The organism is Streptococcus sp. UMB0029 (assembly GCF_002871495.1).
Classification (GTDB): Bacteria; Bacillota; Bacilli; order Lactobacillales; family Streptococcaceae; genus Streptococcus.
In genome coordinates, this window is record NZ_PNGD01000005.1 from 69,595 (window position 1) to 93,816 (window position 24,222).

Consider the following 24,222-nt stretch of genomic DNA (forward strand, 5'->3'; position numbering starts at 1 on the left):
TGAATGTATTTCGCCAAACGTGCGCTGTGGATAAAACTACCTCTATTTTTTGACAGGAGGATAAAATGGAAGGAATTATTGGAACACTAGAATTCTATGCACCTGTACTGGTCTTAGGAGTTATTGTCATAGGGATTGTTTACTTTATGAAAAAAAGAAACGATCGCAAATAATCAACATCGACCGATACCTGAAAAAGGCATCGGTTTTTTTATAACTTAAATATATTGCACAAAATACTCATGGCAAACCTTGAAAGAAACCGTATAATGAGAGCGTAATAAAGAAACGGAGGAATGAAATGATGAAACAGCTTATGGTGACAGGATTAACGAAAACATTTGGTCAAGGGGATAATATCGTTCATGCTTTATCAGATGTGAACTTATCCGTTGAAAAAGGCGAATTTCTGGCAATTATGGGAGCCAGTGGTAGTGGAAAAACAACACTCCTCAACTGTATTTCAACGATTGATAAACCAACATCAGGTGAAATTCAATTTGAAGATTTTGACATCATCCATGCCAAGGAAAATGACCTAGCTGACTATCGTGCTAAAAATATTTCCTATATTTTCCAAGCCTACAACTTGGTGGAAACCTTGACGGTCTATGAAAATATTATCCTACCTCTTCAAATTCAGGGGAAAACTATCAAAAAACATCAGGATAAGATTGAGGAAATTTTGGATAAGCTGGCCATCCAAAACTTAAAAGATAAGTTTCCTAATCAGTTATCAGGTGGTCAGCGACAACGTGTGGCAACTGCTAGAGCCTTGATTGATGATTCTAAACTGATTATCGCAGATGAGCCGACAGGAGCCTTGGACTCTGCCAATTCTGAAAAACTGATGGCACTTTTGCAGGAAATCAATAAAAGTTTTGGTATTACCATTTTACTGGTTACGCATGACCCTGCCGCAGCCAAGTACTCTTCACGGATGGTGCTACTTAGCGATGGAAAGATTATGGATGATTTGGAACGTAACAGCTTATCTAATGAACAGTATTTGCAAGAGATTTACAGCCGTACTAGATAGGAGGGGGAGAGTATGTATCCAAAATTGATTTTACGAAATGTATTTCGAAATTTACAGACCTATACCATCTATTTTTTCAGTCTGACCTTGATTTATAGCTTGCTCTACGCTTTTAATGCTTTACCAAGCCATCCAGTGATGCAAAGTTTATCAGGAGCAAAGGAAATGTTAACGACGGTGATGAGCCAGTACATGGGCTTGCTTTCCTATCTGATTCTATCGGCGATTGCCTTTCTCATCGTTTATTCCACAAACTTTGTCCTGGGACGGCGCAAGAAAGAGTTGGGACTTTATGCAACGCTGGGAATGAAGAAGAAGCAGATTATCCGTACCCTGTTCTTCGAAACCATGCTGGTCAATATCTTTTCCTTGATTCTAGGTTTCTTGCTTGGAGTGATCTTACTGGTCATTCTAGCTAAGATTGCATCTGAGTTTTTTATGGCCAATTACTTTGGTAGTCTGCTTTTCTTTGATAGCAAGTCTGTCATCTTACTAGTTTATTCCTATTTGGTCACCAGTTTTATTGTTGGTGTCATGGACATTCTTACCTTTAGAAAGCAAAATATCATTGCACTCATTCAAGAAAATGGGGTCAAGAAATCTGTCTTGGCAAAAGGCAAGCCAGTTCTTCAAGCACTTCTCTTTATTCTTTCGACAGCTGTTATCGGTTTTGGTGCTCTCTATTTTTCAGACTATCACCATCTATCATTCTTGAAAAGCTGGGGTATCTTGCTAGTATCTGTCTTAGTGATTTTTGTGATTTTATTTTACAATACCTTGAGCCATTTTATCTTGGTCTCCCTTAGAAAACTGCCTCAAACCTACTATAACAAACTAAACACTTTTAAAATCCGTCAATTTTCAAAACAAGCTGATAGTAATTCGGTCACGTTGGCTGTCTTATCCTTGACCTTGACACTGGCTCTCAGCTTACTCATTTTTAGTGGTAGTGCCTATACGACTATGAACCGAGAGCTGAACAAATACTCACCTTATGATGTAACTGTCAATCTCTACCGTGGTAAAGAGTTTCAATTTTCTCAGGAATCTGTCAAAGACAGATTGAAAGCCGATGGCTTTGACTTTAATGTCATCAAAGAGGAGTACAGCTATCCTAGCTATTCTAGTGATGTAATCTATAAAGATTTGATTGATACTAGCAATCTCTGGGAGCATGATAAGAAACTTCCTGAATCAAAAGTACCGATTTTAGGAATTTCTGCCTACAATCATCTCCGCAAACTGCAAGGGAAAAAAGCGGTTGACCTGGCAGAAGACCAATTTCTAGTCAATGCCAATTATAAAGGAACTGCCAAGCAGATCCAGGACTTTCTATCAACGACCAAAACCTTCATGATTAACGGTCATTCTCTCAACCTTGCCTCTTCAAAGCCACTTGAAACAGTTTACTTTTTATCTTCAGTAGGTCTAAATGACGCAGGAACCTTGATTGTACCAGATAAGGTAGTAGTTGGATTGACGGAAGACCACACGACCTATGTTGCTAATTTCAAGGAAAATATAGACAAACGGGAAGTAGAAACATTCTTGAGTCAGTGGATTGAAAAATACTACTTCACTCGTGATGGAGAAGAGTTGAATTCGTTCACCTATCAAACGAAAGGAAGTATTTTTGAGGTTTACCTTGGATTTATGGGCGTCATTGTCTTTGTCATGATTTTTGTTAGTGTTATTTTTATCATTATTTCCCTCAGTATCTTGTCCCTTCAAACTTCTACAAGTGCTTTGGATAGTGTGAATGATTATCAAATCTTATACCTTCTTGGGAACAAGAGAAAGCAAAATCGCTTTATTCTTTTGCAACAGATTCTAAGTTATTTCTTGGTTCCGCTGCTTATCGCAGGTCCGCTAGCACTTGCCTTGAGTGCCGCTCTTTTGGGTTATTTTGAGAATTTCGCTAATACCAGCATTTCTATAGATATCACCTATCTGGGAGTAGCGGTCTTACTCTTTGTCCTTTACCTGCTAGTGACTTATAGAGTAAGTTGGCAAATTATTGAAAATTAAGTCAAATACCAGAGTTGCCTATCCTGCAATTCTGGTATTGTGTTATAATAATATTAAAGTAGTTCAGGAAGTGGATACATATGAAACAGTTTGTCAAATCGCTCTCGAAAAACTCACTTTTATTGTGGTGGTTGACGATTTTTAATCATCTAGCTTTAATGATTTATATTTATTATAGGATTCCTCTGGACTTTTCGACAGATTTTTCCTTGCAGATGGTTTTATTGCTGCTTATTGCTTTAATTGTATTTAGCTATATTTGTAATATTGTGACCTTTCGGTATAGTGAGTTGAAACTTTGGTTGCTCCTGATGATATTTCTCATTGGCTGGCAATCCATATTTAATCAAGGAGTTGCGAGCACCCTGTTGCACTTTTTTGATATTCTTCATCCGCTCAACTCTTTTTTATTGGTGTATAGTTCTCTGTCTATTATCTTTCTGGGAGAGAAAATAGGAGAAGAACTGTTGAGTGTGTCTTTTGTGTTGACACTAATCACCATTAGTTCGTATCTGTTAAGTCCTTCAATTTTTCTATTTCTGTCCTTGTTTGCGTCTTTCTTTTTAAACCTTGTTCCCTTGATTTTACTGATTTTATATCATAAAGAGTTGAAAAGTAAACTCAAGTATCAGAGACGAAATTTGTGGATATTAGCTTTAATATTGCCTCTTTCTTATTTCTTTTTGTATATCAATACGAGGGTCTCAGGAGTGATGAACCTAGTCTGGTATCTGGAAATTGTTGGCATTTTAGCTTTTTTACACTTCAAAACGATTATCAGTTCTCTTCAAAAAAAGGTATCAGAGTTAAAATTGTCCTATATAAAAGCTTTTTCACGCTTGTTTTCACTAGTTATGTTTTTGTTAGTAGGTATTTTCATCATCTTTCGTCTAGACTTAAACACGAGCTTTTTGGTCTTGAATATCGTGTTACTATTGTTCGGGATTTGTTCGGAAGAATTGATTCGCCTCTTTCGTTCTGCTGAAATGCTAGATTCTAGGGATTATGTAAAAGTTCTCTTTTTAAAGCGTAACCGTATGGTGAAAAATCTGCTGGCAAATGAAGACACAGAACAACAGTTCTCCGAATTTCTTCACAATGAAATCTTGCAAAATGTGATGGCAATAAAAAATTTCAATAAATATAGTAGCAATCAAGCTTTTGGTGAACAGATCAATCTGGTGACAGAGGAGTTGGTTCAGCGGATTCGTGAGCGGATGGATTATTATCAGCCAATGGTAGAAACAGACGAGCAGTTAGACATCCAGTATCAAGGGCTGATTAATCGGATTGTCAAGCGCTATCACGCAGAAAATGAAGTTGTCACACAGTTTCCTGTCCACTTTAGGCTTTTATCTCCTTACGATAAAATTGCCTATCGTCTGGTTGAGGAATTGGCGACCAATGCCGTTAAGTACGCTAGTGGTGGAAGGATTTCTTTGAAGATTGATGTGCATGATGACGCTATTTTTATCATTTCTGAAAATGACTGCCTTCAAACAGAAAAATCCTTAGGTTATGGCTTGAAAAATATGTCTAATAAAATTAGTGTTTTAGGTGGTCAAATGCAGATTTTTGAAAATAATAAGAGATTTCGTGTAGAAATTACTCTCCCGATTGATAAGGAGTTGTGTTATGAAAATTTTGTTAATTGATGATCATAAATTATTTAGCCAAAGTATTAAGATGATTTTAGAGTTATCGGAAAACATTAAAAAGGTCCAGTTAGTGGATAATTTTTCGACTATTTCGGAGATTGCTTTTAATGACTACGACATTATTTTGATTGATATCAACCTGACGAGTCTGTATCAAGATGATGGGCTGACCTTGGCACAAGAGATTATCGACAATGGTTGTACTAGTAAGGTTGTGATTTTGACAGGCTACAGCAAAAAGATGTATGAACACCGAGCTAAAGCTATGGGGGCTTATGGCTTTCTGGATAAAAGCATGAACCCAGATGAGTTGGTGAAAAAATTGGAAAAGATTTATCTAGGTGGTAAGGTCTTTTCAAATGAAGTGATGGTAGAGGTGCTAACACCACGAGAAATCGAGATACTAGAACTGGTTAGAAATGGCTTGACTATTGATGATGTCTGTGACAAGGTCTATGTGAGTAAACGTACAGTTTCCAATCACTTGGCCAATATCTTTTCAAAATTGGGAGTGACTAACAGGCAGGAGGCGATTCACATCGCTGAGCAGTTGGGCTATTTTCCGCCAGATTAAAAAGTTGCAGAAGATGCAGCTTTTTTAATTTCTGTGATACTTCTTGTGTGAGTCTCTTCTTGAAAAAAAGACAAAATTTTGCTAGAATGAGTCTTATGAAAACATTCTATGATGTGCAGCAATTCCTCAAACGATTTGGTATTATTGTTTACATGGGAAAACGCTTATATGATATTGAACTGATGAAGTTGGAACTCTCACGGATTTACGATGCAGGGTTGATGGACAAATTAGACTATCTAGAAGCAGAAGCGGTTCTTCGCAGAGAGCACAAGGTAGAATTGGATTATATTGAGAGAAATGGAGAAAAGAACTAATGGTTACTTGGATTTTGTGGGCACTTATACTGGCAATGTTGGCATGGATGGGCTTTAACTATCTTCGTATTCGCCGTGCGGCTAAAATTGTGGACAATGAGGAGTTTGAAGCCTTGATTCGTACGGGTCAATTGATTGATTTGCGAGACCCAGCTGAATTCCACAGAAAACATATCCTTGGTGCCCGCAGTATTCCTTCAAGTCAGTTGAAGACTAGTCTTGCAGCTCTTCGTAGGGATAAACCAGTCCTTCTTTACGAAAACCAACGTGCGCAACGGGTTACAAATGCAGCACTTTACTTGAAAAAACAAGGTTTTTCTGAGATTTATATCCTTTCTTATGGATTGGATTCTTGGAAAGGGAAAGTGAAGACTAGCTAATCTTATTTCAAAAGCAGTTGAATGATAGGATGAAGCTATTGTTTTATACCATAATTAATTTGTATAAAATTTAAGGAGTTCTTAGAACATGAAAGAAAAGAAGAAAAATCCACTTTTTCTGGGTATCTTGTCGATTATTCTTGGTTTGTTATTTTCGTGGGGGGGTATTGGTTTAAGTATTACCAGTTTATTGTATGCTAACTCACTTCAAAAAGAATCTGGACTTGATTATAAAACAGAAAAAATTATAGCTATAGTAGGCATTGTTCTTTCTGCTCTAAACTGGATTATTGGAATTATCTTACACATGAGTTAAAGAAGATTAAAAAAGCTTTATTTTTAAAGCTTTTTTATTTTATCGACTCATCTCTAAATAGTTTTTAATGATCTCTAATTCTTCTGGATTCAAGTGACGATATTGACCTTCTGCTAGTTCTGGGTCTAATATAAACTCACCGAACTGAGCTCGTTTGAGTGAGGTCACCTTGACACCAACCGAGAGGAACATTTTCTTAACCTGATGAAATTTTCCTTCTGAAATGGTAATAGAGGCTTGGCTGTGGGAAGGACTTGCAGATAGAATCTCTAGTCTTGCGGGTTTACAGACAGTGCCATCTAAAAAGACAATTCCCTTTTGAAAGGCTTGGATATGGTCAGGTGTCAGAAGTCCATTAACCTCAACTCGATAAGTCTTATCGACATGATATTGGGGATGGAGGAGCTGAAAGCCCAAGGGACCGTTATCGGTCAAGAGGAGGAGGCCAGTCGTATCTCGGTCCAGTCGGCCGACGGCATAGAGCTTGTCAGATTGGATGTCAGGTGACAGCAGGTCCATGACGGTCGGAAGTTCCTTGTCTTTGTTGGCTGTAACGACACCAGCAGGTTTATGAAGCATAAGATAGGTATGTTCATAGCCTCGAATGATACGGTCCTGAAAAAGAAGTTCTTGTAGTCCTGTATCGATATTTTGGGCTAGGGATCGGGCTGGGCAACCATCGACTAAAATTTCCCCTTTTAGTAAGGCTTGTTTCATGGCCTTTCGGCTAACTTTTTCTTGGGCTAATAAATTATCTAAACGCATACTGTGCCTATCTTATCATAAGTCGCTTGCTTTGAAAAGGCTTGACATGAAAAGAAAAGCGGAGTGAAAACATTTACACTTGCTTGAATTATGTTATTTACTTGAAATTATGGTATAATCGTTCAGTTAGAAAATAAATTTTGAATATTATAGAGGAAATCATGACAAAACTTAGAGAAGATATCCGTAACATTGCGATTATCGCCCACGTTGACCACGGTAAAACAACCCTCGTTGACGAATTATTGAAACAATCAGAAACGCTTGATGCACGTACTGAATTGGCAGAGCGTGCTATGGACTCGAACGATATCGAAAAAGAGCGTGGAATTACCATCCTTGCTAAAAATACAGCCGTTGCCTACAACGGAACTCGTATCAACATCATGGACACACCAGGACACGCGGACTTCGGTGGAGAAGTTGAGCGTATCATGAAAATGGTTGACGGTGTTGTCTTGGTCGTAGATGCCTATGAAGGAACAATGCCACAGACTCGTTTCGTATTGAAAAAAGCTTTGGAACAAGATCTTGTTCCAATCGTGGTTGTTAACAAAATCGACAAACCATCAGCTCGTCCAGCTGAAGTAGTGGACGAAGTTTTGGAACTTTTCATCGAGCTTGGTGCAGATGACGACCAGCTTGATTTCCCAGTGGTGTATGCTTCAGCGATCAACGGAACTTCTTCATTGTCAGATGATCCAGCTGACCAAGAAGCTACTATGGCACCAATCTTTGACACAATTATCGACCATATCCCAGCTCCAGTAGATAACTCAGATGAGCCTTTGCAGTTCCAAGTGTCACTTTTGGACTACAATGACTTCGTTGGACGTATCGGTATCGGTCGTGTCTTCCGTGGTACAGTTAAGGTTGGGGACCAAGTTACCCTTTCTAAACTTGACGGCACAACTAAAAATTTCCGTGTTACCAAACTCTTCGGTTTCTTTGGTTTGGAGCGTCGTGAAATCCAGGAAGCTAAAGCAGGTGACTTGATTGCCGTTTCTGGTATGGAAGATATCTTTGTCGGTGAAACCATTACTCCGACAGACGCAATTGAAGCTCTTCCAATCCTACACATCGATGAGCCAACTCTTCAAATGACATTCTTGGTCAACAACTCACCATTTGCTGGTAAAGAAGGTAAATGGGTGACTTCTCGTAAGGTAGAAGAACGCTTGCAGGCTGAATTGCAAACAGACGTTTCCCTTCGTGTTGACCCAACTGATTCACCAGATAAATGGACGGTTTCAGGACGTGGAGAATTGCATTTGTCAATCCTTATCGAAACAATGCGTCGTGAGGGATATGAACTTCAAGTATCTCGTCCAGAGGTTATCGTAAAAGAAATCGACGGTGTTAAATGCGAACCATTTGAACGTGTTCAAATTGACACTCCAGAAGAATACCAAGGGTCTGTTATCCAAAGCCTTTCTGAACGTAAGGGTGAAATGTTGGATATGATTTCAACTGGTAATGGTCAAACTCGTTTGGTCTTCCTTGTTCCAGCGCGTGGTTTGATTGGATATTCAACTGAGTTCTTGTCAATGACTCGTGGTTACGGTATCATGAACCATACCTTCGACCAATACTTGCCATTGATTCCAGGGGAAATTGGTGGACGTCACCGTGGTGCCCTTGTCTCTATCGATGCTGGTAAGGCTACAACTTACTCAATCATGTCTATCGAAGAACGTGGTACGATCTTTGTCAACCCAGGTACTGAGGTTTATGAAGGAATGATCATCGGTGAAAACTCTCGTGAAAACGACTTGACAGTTAACATCACTAAGGCAAAACAAATGACTAACGTTCGTTCAGCTACTAAGGACCAAACAGCTGTTATTAAGACACCTCGTATCTTGACACTTGAAGAGTCTCTTGAGTTCTTGAACGACGATGAGTACATGGAAGTAACACCTGAGTCTATCCGTTTGCGTAAACAAATCCTTAACAAGGCAGAACGTGAGAAAGCTAACAAGAAGAAAAAATCAGCTGAATAAGAGCTAGAAAGAGATAAAGATGGTTTATTTAATCATAGGAATCCTCTTATTACTACTCTATGTATTTGCGACACCAGAAAGCATTAAAGGGACAGTCAATATCGTCCTTGTCGTCTTTGCTTTCGTAGCACTCTTGATTTTGCTCATGTTGTCAGTTCTGCAAATCTTTCAGCTACCGACAGAATTCTTTATCGCAATCGCCATGCTGACCTTAGCATACTTTAGCTTGCGAGATATTACCCTCATGTCGGTCCATAAAAGTAAAAGAAGATAAAAAGAGAGTTTTGGCTCTCTTTTTTTGTAGAAATTTTACAATAGTTCGAATTGTTTTTTTACTATAACATCATCTCTTTTGCTTGGATAGTATGAAGGGGGAAAACTGGAATAAAATTTTTTAATGATATCTTAGTATAATATATTGACGATTTATATAGAAAGTGATATATTTATGTTATAAGAAACCGATTTCAAAATAAGAAAGAATTAAATTTGTTGTCTTGGTGCTCAGGGTGTGATGGATTAAACTAGGAAAATAATTCTAAGAATTTATAAAAGATAAAATCTTTGTTCTATAGGGTTATTCTCTTATACAAGGAGTCTACTATGAAGAAACTATTCATATTATTATCAACTTTTTTTCTCAGCTTCTTCCTTGTTTGGATTATTGTCTTACGTGCGCCACAGTATTTATATGCAAGCTATGATTCCGTCTCCTTACTTCGTGTCAAAAAGGATACTCAGGAACCGACGCGTGAGGTATTTGAACAGGAATTGGAGAAGTTTGTAAACTCGGAACAGAGTTTAATAGCTAGAAGAATTGTAGAGCCGAGTAAGGATGGGACGACTCACTTTACTTATGCAACTTATGGTCAGGGAACATTACCAAAAGAATTCCAAGAAGCTAGTCAAGAAAGTCGTGAACGTAGTGATCCACTAAATAGTTATCTCCTTTTGTCAGGCTCCTTGACGAAAGAAAAGCTTGCCGATAAATTAGGAGATTTGGGTTATAAAGCAATTCCTGACCGAAAGATACCGCCCTATACTCTTGCTTTTAGAATGTTACTAATTCCCCTTATTTTAATTAGTTTAGCAATATTTGGCTTATCTTTCTTTGCTTTAGTGATTATCACTCGGATTAAGGAAATGAGAGCAGCAGGTATAAAACTCTTTTCTGGTCAGACTCTCTTATCCATCATGGGGCATTCTTTATCTACTGATATCAAATGGCTCCTTCTATCAGCCCTCCTTTCCTTCCTAGGTGGGGGAGTCGTTCTTTTTAGTCAAGGTTTGTTTTATCCTATCTTGTTAGCCACCTATGGTTTTGGGATTAGTTTCTATCTGTTGTTTTTATTGGCGATTTCAATTTTACTAATGCTCCTTTATCTAATGAGTTTGAGTTATAAAGCATTAGTTCCTGTTATTAAGGGAAGATTACCCCTTAAACGCTTGATGGCTTTAACCCTATTGTGTCAGTTAGTAGCTGTTTTTACAGTAGGCTACGCTGTTAAGACAGGCTTGACGTCTTACCAACGATTGAAAGAACTTGAAATTTCAAAACAAGCATGGCAGGACAGAGCAGACTATTACCAGATTTCCTTTGGCTTAGGTGATAGAGTAAATGATACAGAAAATCAGAATAAGTGGTATGCCTTTGCCAAGGAAGCAATCGAAGAAGAACAAGCCCTTTATGTAAAGGATACTCTGTTCCATTTTGCCAATCCACAAGGAAAAAATGAACAGGGAGAGACACTGGATACCTATAGTCCAGATGCTAATACGCTCTATGTTAGTCCCAGTTATTTGGACAAGGAAAAGGTCGTGGTAGATGCTGAGACCAAACAGAAGTTAGCCCATCTCCAAAAAGGTGAGTTTATCCTCTTGCTCCCAGAACATTTGCGCTCTCGAGAAGCAGAACTTAAGAAAGTTTTTGAAGAAAGTTTAAACTATTACGGAAAATCAAGCGAGGATAAAGACGCTCCTTCAGAATATGAAATGAGAGCGATTGTTAGCTATCTTCCAACTGGAGAAAAGCGGTTTGTTTATAATAACGGTGAAAATCCCGTATCCACTCAGTATTTGACTGATCCGATTTTAGTTGTATTTACTCCAACATCTACAGGTGATAGTATCATTTCCAAATCTAGTTGGTCTATCAATGCTGGTAAGAATATCTTTGTCAAAGGATATGAGAGTGGGCTAGAACTCTTAAAGAAAGCTGGAATTTATGAGCAAGTATCCTATCTTAAAGAAGAAAGAAGTGTTTATCTAACTCGTTATAATGAAGTTCAAACTGAAACAGCAACTTTAATCTTAGGAGCTATTGTGGGGATAGCTAGTTCTTTGTTACTCTTTTATTCTGTCAATCTTCTATATTTCGAGCAATTCCGCCGAGATATCTTGATTAAACGAATTTCAGGTTTACGATTTTTTGAAACACATGCTCAGTATATGGTTAGCCAATTTGCCAGTTTTGTATTTGGTGCTAGTTTCTTTATTTTAAGCAGTCGAGACTTGGTGATTGGCTTGCTCACTTTATTCGTCTTTCTAGCTAGTGCAGTTTTGACGCTTTACCGTCAAGCGCAGAAAGAATCTCGTGTTTCTATGACAATTATGAAAGGAAAATAGGATGATTGAACTAAAGAATATATCTAAAAAGTTTGGAAGCCGTCAGCTATTTTCAGATACAAATCTTCATTTTGAAGGTGGGAAAATTTATGCCTTAATCGGTACAAGTGGCTGTGGTAAGACAACACTCTTGAATATGATTGGACGATTAGAGCCATATGATAAAGGGCAAATCATCTATGATGGCACCTCTCTTAAAGACATTAAACCCTCTGTTTTCTTTAGAGATTACTTGGGATATTTATTTCAAGATTTTGGCTTAATCGAAAGCCAAACCGTCAAAGAGAATCTCAATCTGGGTTTAGTTGGTAAAAAGTTGAAAGAAAAAGAGAAAATCTCTTTGATGAAACAAGCTCTAAACCGTGTTAACCTCTCTTACTTAGATTTAAAGCAACCTATCTTTGAATTATCAGGAGGAGAAGCACAACGTGTTGCATTAGCGAAGATAATTTTAAAGGATCCACCTTTGATTCTCGCAGATGAACCAACCGCTTCACTAGACCCCAAAAACTCTGAGGAATTACTTTCTATCCTAGAATCTTTAAAAAATCCGAATCGGACCATTATTATTGCGACCCACAATCCTCTGATTTGGGAGCAAGTGGACCAAGTTATTCGAGTTACCGATTTATCACATAGATGATAAGGTAAAATTCAGTTAGAAGAAAGAGTCACAAACACACTTTGTGGCTTTTTTATTTCCATAAAAATGGTAAAATAGTAAGAGTAGAAATGGAGTTCGAGACATGAAAGTAATAGATCAATTTAAAAATAAGAAAGTCCTTGTTTTAGGTTTGGCCAAGTCTGGGGAATCTGCAGCTCGTTTATTGGACAAGCTAGGTGCCATTGTGACAGTAAATGACGGGAAACCATTCGAGGACAATCCAGCTGCGCAAAGTTTGCTGGAAGAAGGGATCAAGGTTATCACAGGTGGCCATCCTTTGGAACTCTTGGATGAAGAGTTTGCCCTTATGGTGAAAAATCCAGGTATCCCCTACAGCAATCCCATGATTGAAAAGGCTTTGGCCAAGGGAATTCCAGTCTTGACTGAGGTGGAATTGGCTTATTTGATTTCAGAAGCGCCAATTATCGGTATCACAGGTTCAAATGGTAAAACAACCACAACGACTATGATTGGAGAGGTTTTGACTGCTGCTGGTCAACATGGTCTCTTATCAGGAAATATCGGCTATCCAGCTAGTCAAGTGGCCCAAACTGCGTCAGACAAGGACACGCTTGTTATGGAACTTTCTTCTTTCCAACTCATGGGCGTTCAAGAATTTCATCCTGAGATTGCGGTTATTACCAACCTCATGCCAACTCATATCGATTACCATGGCTCATTTGAGGAATATGTAGCAGCGAAATGGAATATCCAGAACAAGATGACAACATCTGATTTCCTTGTCTTGAACTTTAACCAAGACTTGGCAAAAGAATTGGCTAGCAAAACACAAGCTACTGTTGTACCATTTTCAACACTGGAAAAGGTTGATGGAGCTTATTTGGAAGATGGTCAACTCTACTTCCGTGGCGAAGTTGTCATGGCAGCTAGTGAAATCGGAGTTCCAGGTAGCCACAATGTAGAAAATGCCCTTGCGACGATTGCTGTAGCCAAGCTTCGTGGTGTAGACAACCAAACTATCAAGGAAACTCTTTCAGCCTTTGGTGGTGTCAAACACCGTCTCCAATTTGTGGATGAAATCAAGGGTGTCAAATTCTATAATGATAGCAAGTCAACCAATATCTTGGCTACTCAAAAAGCCTTGTCAGGATTTGACAACAGCAAGGTCATTCTGATTGCAGGTGGTTTGGACCGTGGTAATGAGTTTGACGAATTGGTTCCAGATATTACTGGACTCAAGAAGATGGTCATCCTTGGTCAGTCTGCAGAACGTGTCAAACGGGCAGCGAATAAGGCTGGTGTAGCTTATGTGGATGCGACTGATATTGCTGATGCGACACGTAAGGCCTATGAGTTTGCAACTCAAGGAGACGTAGTCCTTCTCAGTCCTGCCAATGCCAGCTGGGATATGTATGCTAACTTTGAAGTACGTGGCGACCTCTTTATTGACACAGTAGCGGAGTTAAAGGAATAATATGAAAAAAATTGTCTTTACAGGTGGGGGGACGGTGGGACACGTCACCCTCAACCTTTTGTTGATGCCCAAGTTCATCGAAGATGGCTGGGAAGTCCACTATATCGGGGACAAGCGTGGTATCGAACACCAAGAAATCCTCAAGTCGGGTCTAGACGTCACCTTCCATTCCATTGCGACTGGGAAATTGCGTCGTTATTTCTCTTGGCAAAATATGCTGGACGTCTTCAAAGTTGGCTGGGGAATTGTCCAATCGCTCTTTATCATGTTGCGACTTCGTCCACAGGCCCTTTTTTCAAAGGGAGGCTTTGTCTCTGTGCCGCCAGTTATCGCTGCTCGTATGTCTGGAGTACCTGTCTTTATTCACGAATCGGACTTATCTATGGGCTTGGCCAATAAAATCGCCTATAAGTTTGCGACGAAGATGTATTCAACCTTTGAGCAAGCTTCAAGTTTGTCTAAGGTCGAGCATGTGGGAGCAGTGACCAAGGTTTCAGACCAAAAAACTCCAGAACCCGATGAATTGGTGGATATCCAGACCCACTTTAATACCCAATTGCCAACTGTATTGTTTGTTGGTGGTTCTGCAGGCGCTCGTGTCTTTAACCAATTGGTGACAGACCATAAGAAAGAACTGACAGAGCGCTACAATATTATCAATTTAACTGGAGATTCTAGCCTGAACGAGTTGAGCCAAAATCTCTTTCGTGTTGACTATGTGACCAATCTCTATCAACCCTTGATGGAATTGGCTGATATTGTTGTGACACGAGGTGGCGCCAATACGATTTTTGAGCTCTTGGCCATGGCAAAATTGCATGTTATTGTGCCGCTTGGTCGTGAAGCTAGTCGTGGTGACCAGATTGAAAATGCAGCCTACTTTGTAAAAAAAGGCTATGCAGAAGAGCTTCAAGAAAATGATTTGACCTTGGATAGTTTGGAAGAGAAGCTTTCTCACTTACTAAGTCACAAGGAAGACTATCAAGCTAAGATGAGGGCTTCTAAGGAATTGAAATCTCTAGCAGATTTTTATCAACTATTGAAAAAAGATTTATCATAAGGAAAGTAAATGTCAAAAGATAAGAAAAAAGAGGGCAAAGAAATCCTCGAAGAATTGAAAGAGTTATCAGAATGGCAGAAACGAAATCAAGAATATCTAAAAAAGAAGGCTGAGGAAGAGGCGGCCCTAGCTGAGAAGAAGGAAAAGGAAAGACAAGCTCGAATGGGAGAAGAATCTGAGAAGTCAGAGGACCAGGAGAGTGAAACAGACCAGGAAGATGAAGAATCAGCTAAGGAAGAGTCTGAGGAAAAAGTAGAAGATTCAGAAGAGGTCAAAAAAGAGGTATCCAAAGAGAAATCAAAGTCTACAGAGAACGAAGGACAGGATAAAAAAAGAGAGAAAAAGCCTGTAAAGAAGAAACCGGCTAAACCGAAAATTCCAGGAGTTCATATCTGGAGGGCTATCTCGATCTTGTTTCTAAGTCTGATTTTATTGGTCGTCTCTGCTTATTTGCTCAGTCCTTATGCGACCATGAAGGATATCCGTATTGAGGGAACGGTGCAAACTACAGCTGACGATATTCGACAGGCTTCAGGCATTCAGGATTCCGATTATACGATTAACCTTCTGCTAGATAAGGAAAAATATGAAGAGCAGATCAAGTCTAACTATTGGGTTGAATCAGCTCAGCTTGTCTATCAATTTCCAACCAAGTTCACTATCAAGGTCAAGGAATATGATATTGTTGCCTACTATATTTCTGGTGAAAATCATTATCCTATTCTTTCCAGCGGTCAGCTTGAGACTAGTTCTGTGAGCTTGGTTAGTCTGCCAGAAACTTATTTGTCAGTTCTCTTTAATGACAGCGAACAAATCAAGGCCTTTACATCAGAACTTTCTCAAATTAGCCCAGAACTCAAGGCGGCTATCCAAAAGGTGGAACTAGCTCCAAGCAAGGTAACTTCAGATTTAATTCGATTGACCATGAATGATTCGGACGAGGTCTTGGTTCCCCTGTCTGAAATGAGCAAGAAATTGCCTTATTACAGTAAGATTAAGCCTCAATTGTCTGAACCAAGTGTGGTCGACATGGAAGCTGGAATATACAGTTACACTATTGCGGATAAATTAATTATGGAGGCAGAGGAAAAAGCCAAACAAGAGGCCAAGGAAGCTGAGAAGAAACAGAAAGAGGAAGAGAAGAAAAGACTGGAAGAACAGCAGAATAAACTAGAAGAGGAAAGGAAAAAGCTGGAGGAAGAGGGCAATCAAAACCAAACGACCCGACGTTCATCACGTCGCTAGGTTTAGCTTTTCTTCTAAAGCTCTTTAGTTGCCATGGTAAGTGTCTAGAGTTTTGAGAAATGTAGAAAGCATATAAGTATATGCAATCCTTTCGTGTACATGCATTTATTTATATGGAATTTTGGAGTTTCTCAAAAATCACGACACATACCGTGACCATGTTTTTACTTGACAAGTGCTAGTAGAAATAATAGAATAGAAAAAAACCTTTAAAGCAGTCCAGAGAGGCAGCTAAGGTTAGACGGTGAAAGGGTGGAGACTACCCATTTTTCGTGGAACCTTGCTGTTGGCAGGTTCCTTTTTTTGTGGCTTCTGTTGCCCAGACTCTCTCACTAGCAAAGGTAAAAGGAGAAACCTATGCGAGAACATCGTCCAGTCATTGCTCTTGATTTTCCTAGTTTTGAGGCGGTCAAGGAATTTTTAGCTCTTTTCCCAGCAGAAGAAAGCCTTTATCTCAAGGTAGGGATGGAGCTTTATTACGCAACGGGGCCTGAGATTGTGTCCTACTTGAAAGGCCTGGGTCACAGTGTCTTTTTGGATCTCAAGCTGCATGACATTCCCAATACAGTAAAATCAGCCATGAAGGTTCTGTCTCAGCTTGGTGTGGATATGACTAATGTTCATGCTGCTGGCGGTGTAGAGATGATGAAGGCTGCGCGTGAAGGTCTTGGAAGTCAAGCCAAATTGATTGCTGTCACTCAGTTGACCTCAACGTCGGAAGCCCAGATGCAGGATTTTCAAAATATTCAAACCAGCCTGCAAGAGTCTGTCATTCACTATGCTAAGAAGACAGCTCAAGCTGGCTTGGATGGTGTCGTTTGCTCAGCTCAGGAAGTGGAACTCATCAAGCAGGCTACCAAACCAGATTTTATCTGTTTAACGCCAGGAATTCGTCCACAGGGAGCTGCGGTTGGAGACCAAAAACGCGTGATGACGCCAGCGGATGCCTATCAAATCGGTAGTGACTATATCGTGGTGGGACGTCCCATTACCCAAGCTGAGGATCCTGTTGCAGCTTATCATGCCATCAAGGATGAATGGACACAGGACTGGAATTAAAGAAATAGATTATAAAAATAAAAGGAGAATACCATGACACTTGCTAAAGATATCGCTAGCCACCTCTTGAAAATTCAAGCAGTTTATCTCAAACCAGAGGAGCCTTTCACTTGGGCATCTGGTATCAAGTCACCGATTTACACTGATAATCGTGTGACACTAGCCTATCCAGAAACTCGTACCCTAATTGAAAATGGCTTTGTGGAAGCTATCAAAGAAGCCTTTCCAGAGGTAGAAGTGATTGCAGGAACTGCAACAGCAGGGATTCCACACGGAGCTATTATTGCTGACAAGATGAACTTGCCATTTGCTTACATCCGTAGCAAACCAAAAGACCACGGAGCTGGTAACCAAATCGAAGGCCGCGTAGCTCAGGGTCAAAAAATGGTAGTGGTTGAAGACCTTATTTCAACAGGTGGTTCTGTTCTTGAAGCAGTAGCAGCAGCTAAACGCGAAGGAGCAGATGTGCTTGGAGTTGTAGCGATTTTCAGCTATCAATTGCCAAAAGCAGATAAGAATTTCTCAGATGCAGGTGTCAAACTTGTGACGCTTTCTAACTACAGTGAACTCATTCACCTAGCCCAAGAAGAAGGCTATATCACGCCAGAAGGCTTGGATCTCTTAAAACGCTTTAAAGAAGACCAAGAAAATTGGCAAAATGCCTAAAACATAGAAAATCAGGTAGTCACTAGGATTACCTGATTTTGTTTTTAATACTAAAGTTGAGCGATAACTTCCTCAGTTGTCAAAACTTGGTTGGCAATGTAGCCGTAGTTTGTCAGGGCAGCTTGGTAGGCTTCTTCACCTGGAGCACCGACAGCATCGTTAACAACAATGACATTGTAACCTAATTCTATGAGTTCACGCATGTGTGAATCCACGCAGAGATTAGCATTCATACCAGCCAAGATGACGGTGTCGATACCATTTTTGCGGAGTTGAAGGTTAAGGTCGTTGCTTTCTGGGCCAAAGATTTTATGTCCGTTGACAACAATAGTATCTTCATCCAAAAATGGTTTAATCTCTTCAATCATATCTGCTCCAGAGCCTTCTGGAATTGCTGAATACTGGCTATCACGCCAAAACATTTCGTTTTCAATCATCATCGTTTCACCAGCAGCTTTAAATTGCCACTTGTGATCGTGTGGATAGAAGTAGTGCGGTGAGATAAAACGCTTGTAGCCACGCTCTTGAGCAAGAGCGAAAAGCTTTGTCAGATTTTCAATAGTATTAACTTTTTCAAGAACGTCTTTAGTTGCTCCGAATCCTTTACCAGGATGTTTTAGGAATTCAACTTGTGGGTCTGTGATAACAAATGCGACATTTTTCTGATTGAACATGAGGTTCCTCCTAATATGATTTGATTAACAGCCAATAGGAATTTAGACTGTTAGTTTGATGATTTTCCAAATGGTAGTTTTAGTTATATACTGACCATTCGGTACAATTATAATAACATCTAAAATTGAATTTGTAAATTAATTTGCTCAGAACAAAAAATTTTAATGATAAAACAGTGGCAAAAGGAGGTGGTTTCAATTGTTTGGTCTCAGACTCTGAATCTGCTATAATAGGAAAAAAGAGAGGTGAGTAGATGAGCGTTAAAGAGCGTATTTTACAAAGTGCTGAGGAATTGATTTATCAGAAGGGTTATGTGGCCACCTCCATCAGTGACATCATGGAGGCAGCTGATGTTGGCAAGGGACAGCTTTATTATTATTTCAAATCTAAGAAGGAAATTGGTTTGACGGTCATTCAAGATATTTTAGCAAATTGGCGAAAAGAGCTTTTTGAAGATATTTTTGAAGCAGACAAGTCTGACAGTGACAAGTTTTCGGATATGATTGACTGGGTTTGTCAATTTCATGAAAGTCAGACGGTCTTTTATGGTTGCCCAATTGGTAATCTGATTGTGGAATTGTCCACAGAAGATGAGAACTTCCGCTGTCCTCTCAATGATTTTATGACCCAATGGACAGAGAAGTTAGCCAGCCTCTTGCAAGACCTGCATGCTGACTGGTCAGAAGAGCGGTCGCAGTTGCAGGCCCGTCAAGTCATCTCCAGTATTCAAGGCAGCATTGTCATTCTCAAAGTCAGCCAAGACATCCAAGTTTTGGAAAATAATATGACGGATTTGAAAAAGAATTATTGTTAATTTATGGATTGTGGTTAAGAGGTAAGAATGACAACAGATATTAAAACTGAAATTGGTCATAGAGTAAGACAGGAACGTGAACGTCACAAATTGACGAGAGAAGAGATCTGTGGACAGAAGCTGACTTAATAATCAAACAGCTGATGCGTACTGAGCTTGGGCAATCCTTGCCAACAATTACTAAGTTACAATATTTATCTAAGCGATTAGAAGTTCCGATAGATACTTTTCTTGAAAATAAAGAACTAGCTCTTCCTGAGGAAGAGTTGCTGAGTCTAGACTTGATTGAAAGAATATTAGACTTGATAAGAACAGGGACAGGTAGTTTCGCTGAAGATATTTTTGATGATTATTTTAAGCAAGTAACACTAAAGCAAGTTTACACATTCAATGATTTACTATTAATTGATTATTTTGCTATGCAATGTCAAGACTTGATTTATAGAAGAGAGCATTAGATGATTTTCGGATTAAGTTGTTGAAACAGCAATTAGTTAGTGATGAAATGTATAATGTAGAGCTACTATCAGTTCTTTGTGCCATAGCGGTTGTTTATGTTGTTCATAATGACTATAAACATATGATATCTCTAGTAAAAAAGATGAATGAAATTTTATCAGTAACAACGTTGCAAGTCTATAAACCTGGAATTTCAGTATTTGAAGCTAAGTGCTATCTTTATTTTGAAAATGATAAAAATAAAGCAAAGGAACTTTATCACTCAGCAACTATACTAGCTGAACAATTTGATGATAAAGTATTAGAAAATGAAAAGATTATTTGAATTTCCATAACTTAAGAAAGTTCATCATTTTTAATTATCGCTGTAAAATGATTGAAAGTATGAAATTTCCAAACAAAATATTTGAAAAATTTTGAAAAAAGAGTTAAGATATTTTTGTAATATACAAAGTAAACGCTTACTTATTAAGGAGGGCATTTTATGTCATATAAAACAAGCAATGCAGAAGGTCATGTAGATTTCATCAATACCTATGATTTGGAGCCAATGGCGCAACAAGTTATTCCTAAAGCAGCATTTGGCTATATCGCTAGTGGGGCGGAAGATACTTTCACTTTGCGTGAGAATATCCGCGCTTTTAACCATAAACTCATCGTTCCGCATACTCTTTGTGATGTTGAAAATCCAAGTACAGAGATTGAATTTGCAGGTGAAAAATTGTCTTCACCAATCATTATGGCGCCTGTTGCAGCTCATAAATTAGCAAACGAACAGGGTGAAGTGGCGACTGCGCGTGGTGTGCATGAGTTTGGGTCCCTCTATACAACCAGTTCTTACTCTACTGTCGATCTTCCAGAAATTACAGAAGCCCTTCAAGGGACACCTCACTGGTTCCAATTTTATTTTAGTAAGGATGACGGTATCAACCGCCACATCATGGACCGTGTGAAAGCTGAAGGTTATAAAGCGATTGTCTTGACAGCAGATGCGACTGTAGGAGGCAATCGTGAGGTGGACAAGCGTAATGGTTTTGTCTTCCCAGTTGGCATGCCGATTGTTGAGGAATACCTACCAGAAGGTGCTGGTAAATCAATGGACTTTGTTTACAAATCAGCTAAACAACGTTTGTCTCCACGTGATGTAGAATTTATCGCTGAATACTCAGGACTTCCTGTTTATGTCAAGGGACCACAATGCCGTGAGGACGTTGAACGTTCGCTTGCTGCGGGAGCTTCTGGTATCTGGGTAACCAACCACGGTGGTCGCCAAATAGACGGTGGACCAGCTGCCTTCGACTCACTTCAAGAAGTAGCTGAAGCAGTTGATAAACGCGTGCCAATTGTCTTTGACTCAGGTATTCGTCGTGGACAACATGTCTTTAAAGCCTTGGCTTCAGGAGCAGACTTGGTAGCTATTGGCCGCCCTGTTATCTATGGCTTGGCCCTTGGTGGTAGTGTCGGTGTACGCCAAGTCTTTGAACACTTGAATGCGGAATTGAAGACAGTTATGCAGTTGTCTGGAACTCAGACTATTGAAGATGTCAAACACTTCAAACTTCGTCACAACCCCTACAACCCAACCTTCCCAGTTGATCCTCGTGACTTAAAATTGTATTGATAAAACAGCTTGCCTCCACTAAGTGTGGAGGTTTTTCTTCGTCTATAGGAAGAATAAATCGCCATTAAAAACAATATAAATATATTTTTCAATCAAATATCTTGCTAGGGCTTTCATTTTTTGCTATACTGGTGCAGTAATTAAATAATAAAGACATTTGGGGTGCTTTAGGCTGAGATGATACCCATTGAACCTGATACAGTTAAGACTGGCGAAGGGAAATGTGAACAGTTTTTTTCGTATGGCGAAATGAACGATCTAATCTTGTAAGTCAACTCTAATTCGTATCTGTAATTAGAGTTTTTTCTTTTACGAAACTGGATAGGCTTGTTTAGGTAGCTCTCTGCAAATGCTCTCGATTTTCTTTAAAAGTATCAAGTGGAATTACGATTTTGCTTGGTATCTCTTGGTGTTTTATTAATTACTAGTGAGTAAAGAGAGGAGAAGTAAATATGGAAACACAAGACTATGCATTTCAGCCAGGTTTGACTGTTGGAGAATTATTAAAAAACAGTCAGAAGGATTGGCAGGCTGCAATCAATCATCGTTTTGTTAAGGAACTTTTTGCGGGGACAATTGAGAATAAGGTCTTAAAAGAATACCTAATTCAAGATTATCACTTCTTTGATGCTTTCTTATCCATGCTGGGTGCTTGCGTAGCCCACGCAGATCAGCTTGAATCTAAGCTTCGTTTTGCCAAGCAACTAGGCTTTCTTGAAGCAGATGAAGACGGTTATTTCCAAAAGGCTTTTAAAGAGTTAAAAGTAGCAGAGAATGATTATCTGGAAGTGACCTTGCATCCTGTAACAAAAGCCTTTCAGGATCTAATGTATTCGGCAGTGGCTCATCAAACTATGCCCATCTTTTGGTCATGCTGGTCATTGCAGAAGGTCTCTATTTAGACTGGGGTTCTAAAGATTTGGCTCTACCTAAAGACTATATTCATTCGGAATGGATCAATCTCCACAGAGGTTCTTTCTTTGCAGAGTGGGTTCAATTTCTGGTTGATGAACTCAATCGTGTAGGGAAAGGTCTAGAAGATTTGACAGAACTTCAGCAACGCTGGAATCAAGCGGTCGCTTTAGAATTAGCCTTTTTTGATATTGGTTATGACGCCTAGAGAAGGTTTAGGATATTTACAAATTTGATGAGGTACATCATTCAATATAACTGAAAAATTTCTTAACGAAAGATAGAGATAAATCAAAATAAATAGATCGTATAAAGTGAAAAGGAAGGATTTCAATATGACAAGTTTAAAATTATTAAAAGAAAAAGCACCTTTGGTCATTTGTATCACCAATGATGTTGTCAAAAACTTTACAGCTAATGGCTTAGTAGCACTTGGCGTATCTCCTGCTATGAGCGAATACCCAGCAGATTTAGAAGATCTCTTAAAATATGCTGGTGGTTTATTAATAAACATAGGAACATTGACAGATGAAAATTGGAAATTATACCAAGCTGCTCTGAAAATTGCAGAGAAATATAATGTCCCAGCAGTTTTAGATCCTGTAGCCTGTGGAGCAGGATCTTATAGAAAAAAAGTATCCGAAGATTTAATAAATAATTACAAACTCGCAGCGATTAGGGGAAATGCTGGAGAGATTGCTTCTTTAGTGGGAATAAATGTAGCATCTAAAGGAGTAGATAGTGCAGGCGTAGATAATATTGACGAAATTGCTCTAGCAGCAAATGAGAAGTTCAATATCCCTATAATAGTAACAGGTGAAGTGGATGCCATTGCTGTCAATGGAGAAGTGGTAACGATTCATAATGGTAGTGCCATGATGCCAAAAGTCATTGGGACAGGATGTTTATTAGGTGCTGTAGTAGCAAGCTTTATCGGACTAGAAAAAGGTCAAGAATTGAAATCTTTAGAAACTGCTATGTTGGTTTACAATATCGCTGGAGAAATGGCAGAAAAACGTCCAAATGGACATCTTCCAGGTACCTTTAAAGTTGAATTTATAAATGCCTTATACGAGATTACAGATGAAGATGTAAAGAAATTCAAAAGAGTGAAGTAAGATGTTTCATAAAGAATTACTAAAACTATATTTTATTTGTGGAACGACTACTTGCCAAGGAAAAGATTTATATACAGTCGTCGAGGAAGCCTTAAAAGGTGGTATAACCTTATTTCAATTCCGTGAAAAAGGTGAGGGAGCCTTAGAAGGTAAAGAAAAAGTCGAATTAGCAATGAAACTACAGGATCTTTGTAAAAAATATAATGTTCCGTTTATTGTTAATGATGATATTGAGTTAGCATTAGAGATAGATGCTGACGGAGTACATGTAGGACAGGATGACCTTGGAGTTGATGAAATTAGAAAATTGATGCCAGATAAAATAATTGGTCTTTCTATAAAAAACGAGGAAGAATTTCAACAATCAAAAGTTGAATATGTAGATTATGTTGGTGTTGGTCCTGTATTTGATACCCAGTCAAAAGATGATGCTGGTGGTGCTATAGGTTATGAAGGTCTTAAATTGATGAGAAAACTATTGCCACAAATTCCCTTAGTTGCAATTGGTGGGATACAGACGCAACATATTAAAGATATTATGAAGACCAATGTTGACGGCGTTTCAATCATTTCAGCAATATCGTATGCAAAAAATATAGAAAAAACTGTTCGGGAAATGAGTGAACAATAGGCATCAATTTTTCCTTGGATTCTGAGGGAGTAGGATTTTCTTTTTTCTAAAAAGATATGTCCAGATTCAGTTCAAATAGCTAATCCATCAAATAAGTCATTTATTTTTTGCAAAAGAAAGATCTGCTGTCTTTTTGAGTACAAGGCTGTATTTCCAGT

General features: G+C 38.9%; 25 protein-coding genes, 1 pseudogene and 1 riboswitch. Of the genes and pseudogenes, 23 read left to right on the top strand and 3 right to left on the bottom strand.

Going from position 1 to position 24,222, the window contains the following annotated elements; all coding sequences use genetic code 11:
- Positions 1-304: 304 nt before the first annotated feature.
- Positions 305-1,039 (top strand): ABC transporter ATP-binding protein, encoded by a 735-nt coding sequence (locus tag CJ239_RS04245; RefSeq protein WP_102210732.1) that lies wholly within the window; start codon positions 305-307, stop codon positions 1,037-1,039.
- Positions 1,040-1,051: 12 nt separating this feature from the next.
- On the top strand, positions 1,052-3,067 hold the full coding sequence (locus tag CJ239_RS04250; protein WP_102210665.1) for an FtsX-like permease family protein: 2,016 nt from the start codon (positions 1,052-1,054) through the stop codon (positions 3,065-3,067).
- 239 nt (positions 3,068-3,306) lie between these two features.
- Here the strand turns inward: CJ239_RS04250 and CJ239_RS12100 are convergent, their stop codons facing one another.
- Complete coding sequence (locus tag CJ239_RS12100; protein ID WP_257994419.1) at positions 3,307-3,459, bottom strand: hypothetical protein; 153 nt, start codon at positions 3,457-3,459, stop codon at positions 3,307-3,309.
- 519 nt (positions 3,460-3,978) lie between these two features.
- Here CJ239_RS12100 and CJ239_RS12105 point away from each other — a divergent pair.
- The 5 genes from CJ239_RS12105 to CJ239_RS04275 all read left to right on the top strand — a co-directional run bounded on the left by CJ239_RS12105 (position 3,979) and on the right by CJ239_RS04275 (position 6,312).
- On the top strand, positions 3,979-4,722 hold the full coding sequence (locus CJ239_RS12105) for an ATP-binding protein (protein ID WP_257994420.1): 744 nt from the start codon (positions 3,979-3,981) through the stop codon (positions 4,720-4,722).
- Complete coding sequence (locus CJ239_RS04260) at positions 4,703-5,299, top strand: response regulator transcription factor (RefSeq protein ID WP_102210667.1); 597 nt, start codon at positions 4,703-4,705, stop codon at positions 5,297-5,299. Before CJ239_RS12105 ends, CJ239_RS04260 begins: the two co-directional genes overlap by 20 nt.
- A gap of 47 nt (positions 5,300-5,346) precedes the next feature.
- Positions 5,347-5,616 carry a YqgQ family protein gene (locus tag CJ239_RS04265; RefSeq protein ID WP_180958209.1) on the top strand — a complete coding sequence of 90 codons (270 nt, stop codon included), beginning with the start codon at positions 5,347-5,349 and terminating at the stop codon, positions 5,614-5,616.
- Positions 5,616-5,996, top strand: coding sequence for a rhodanese-like domain-containing protein (locus CJ239_RS04270; protein WP_102210668.1), 381 nt, complete (start codon positions 5,616-5,618; stop codon positions 5,994-5,996). Before CJ239_RS04265 ends, CJ239_RS04270 begins: the two co-directional genes overlap by 1 nt.
- An 88-nt stretch (positions 5,997-6,084) precedes the next feature.
- Positions 6,085-6,312: a hypothetical protein gene (locus tag CJ239_RS04275; protein ID WP_084932988.1), complete on the top strand. Its 228-nt coding sequence runs from the start codon at positions 6,085-6,087 to the stop codon at positions 6,310-6,312.
- 39 nt (positions 6,313-6,351) lie between these two features.
- Here the strand turns inward: CJ239_RS04275 and CJ239_RS04280 are convergent, their stop codons facing one another.
- Complete coding sequence (locus CJ239_RS04280) at positions 6,352-7,077, bottom strand: 16S rRNA pseudouridine(516) synthase (RefSeq protein WP_102210669.1); 726 nt, start codon at positions 7,075-7,077, stop codon at positions 6,352-6,354.
- Between the two features lie 161 nt (positions 7,078-7,238).
- Between CJ239_RS04280 and typA the strand changes: the two genes are divergently transcribed.
- The 9 genes from typA (at position 7,239) to pyrE (ending at position 17,834) form a co-directional block, all read left to right on the top strand.
- Positions 7,239-9,080 (top strand): translational GTPase TypA, encoded by a 1,842-nt coding sequence (typA, locus tag CJ239_RS04285; protein WP_000164108.1) that lies wholly within the window; start codon positions 7,239-7,241, stop codon positions 9,078-9,080.
- A 19-nt stretch (positions 9,081-9,099) separates the two neighbouring features.
- The gene (locus CJ239_RS04290) at positions 9,100-9,354 is read left to right on the top strand and encodes a DUF3165 family protein (protein WP_102210670.1); all 255 of its coding nucleotides are present in this window, start codon (positions 9,100-9,102) and stop codon (positions 9,352-9,354) included.
- Between the two features lie 329 nt (positions 9,355-9,683).
- Positions 9,684-11,705, top strand: a complete 2,022-nt coding sequence (locus CJ239_RS04295; RefSeq protein ID WP_102210671.1) for a bacteriocin-associated integral membrane family protein — start codon at positions 9,684-9,686, stop codon at positions 11,703-11,705.
- A 1-nt stretch (position 11,706) separates the two neighbouring features.
- Positions 11,707-12,348 carry an ABC transporter ATP-binding protein gene (locus CJ239_RS04300; RefSeq protein WP_000571283.1) on the top strand — a complete coding sequence of 214 codons (642 nt, stop codon included), beginning with the start codon at positions 11,707-11,709 and terminating at the stop codon, positions 12,346-12,348.
- A 103-nt stretch (positions 12,349-12,451) separates the two neighbouring features.
- Positions 12,452-13,804, top strand: coding sequence for a UDP-N-acetylmuramoyl-L-alanine--D-glutamate ligase (gene murD, locus CJ239_RS04305; RefSeq protein WP_102210672.1), 1,353 nt, complete (start codon positions 12,452-12,454; stop codon positions 13,802-13,804).
- A 1-nt stretch (position 13,805) separates the two neighbouring features.
- Complete coding sequence (locus tag CJ239_RS04310; protein WP_102210673.1) at positions 13,806-14,864, top strand: UDP-N-acetylglucosamine--N-acetylmuramyl-(pentapeptide) pyrophosphoryl-undecaprenol N-acetylglucosamine transferase; 1,059 nt, start codon at positions 13,806-13,808, stop codon at positions 14,862-14,864.
- A 9-nt stretch (positions 14,865-14,873) separates the two neighbouring features.
- Positions 14,874-16,109 (top strand): cell division protein FtsQ/DivIB, encoded by a 1,236-nt coding sequence (locus tag CJ239_RS04315; protein ID WP_102210674.1) that lies wholly within the window; start codon positions 14,874-14,876, stop codon positions 16,107-16,109.
- A gap of 357 nt (positions 16,110-16,466) precedes the next feature.
- On the top strand, positions 16,467-17,168 hold the full coding sequence (gene pyrF / locus CJ239_RS04320) for an orotidine-5'-phosphate decarboxylase (RefSeq protein WP_102210675.1): 702 nt from the start codon (positions 16,467-16,469) through the stop codon (positions 17,166-17,168).
- Positions 17,169-17,201: 33 nt separating this feature from the next.
- Positions 17,202-17,834, top strand: a complete 633-nt coding sequence (gene pyrE, locus CJ239_RS04325) for an orotate phosphoribosyltransferase (RefSeq protein ID WP_033689062.1) — start codon at positions 17,202-17,204, stop codon at positions 17,832-17,834.
- A gap of 50 nt (positions 17,835-17,884) precedes the next feature.
- Here pyrE and CJ239_RS04330 read toward each other — a convergent pair whose 3' ends face one another.
- Positions 17,885-18,508 carry a cysteine hydrolase gene (locus CJ239_RS04330; RefSeq protein ID WP_000483064.1) on the bottom strand — a complete coding sequence of 208 codons (624 nt, stop codon included), beginning with the start codon at positions 18,506-18,508 and terminating at the stop codon, positions 17,885-17,887.
- A 254-nt stretch (positions 18,509-18,762) separates the two neighbouring features.
- Here CJ239_RS04330 and CJ239_RS04335 point away from each other — a divergent pair, with 254 nt between their 5' ends.
- The 7 genes and pseudogenes from CJ239_RS04335 (at position 18,763) to thiE (ending at position 24,064) form a co-directional block, all read left to right on the top strand.
- Positions 18,763-19,323: a TetR/AcrR family transcriptional regulator gene (locus CJ239_RS04335; protein WP_078238509.1), complete on the top strand. Its 561-nt coding sequence runs from the start codon at positions 18,763-18,765 to the stop codon at positions 19,321-19,323.
- 143 nt (positions 19,324-19,466) lie between these two features.
- The gene (locus CJ239_RS04340; protein ID WP_002880183.1) at positions 19,467-19,781 is read left to right on the top strand and encodes a hypothetical protein; all 315 of its coding nucleotides are present in this window, start codon (positions 19,467-19,469) and stop codon (positions 19,779-19,781) included.
- A gap of 20 nt (positions 19,782-19,801) precedes the next feature.
- A complete protein-coding gene (locus CJ239_RS11695; RefSeq protein WP_165442212.1) occupies positions 19,802-20,107 on the top strand; it encodes a hypothetical protein in 306 nt (101 codons plus the stop codon).
- Between the two features lie 159 nt (positions 20,108-20,266).
- Positions 20,267-21,403 (top strand): L-lactate oxidase, encoded by a 1,137-nt coding sequence (gene lctO, locus CJ239_RS04350; protein WP_000120714.1) that lies wholly within the window; start codon positions 20,267-20,269, stop codon positions 21,401-21,403.
- A gap of 148 nt (positions 21,404-21,551) precedes the next feature.
- Positions 21,552-21,640, top strand: a riboswitch (TPP riboswitch).
- A 215-nt stretch (positions 21,641-21,855) separates the two neighbouring features.
- Positions 21,856-22,523 (top strand): annotated as a pseudogene (locus CJ239_RS04355) (TenA family protein).
- Positions 22,524-22,650: 127 nt separating this feature from the next.
- Entirely contained in the window at positions 22,651-23,433 is a 783-nt protein-coding gene (gene thiM / locus CJ239_RS04360; RefSeq protein WP_180958210.1) for a hydroxyethylthiazole kinase, read from the top strand.
- A 1-nt stretch (position 23,434) separates the two neighbouring features.
- A complete protein-coding gene (thiE, locus tag CJ239_RS04365; RefSeq protein WP_102210677.1) occupies positions 23,435-24,064 on the top strand; it encodes a thiamine phosphate synthase in 630 nt (209 codons plus the stop codon).
- The last annotated feature ends 158 nt before the right edge of the window (positions 24,065-24,222 follow it).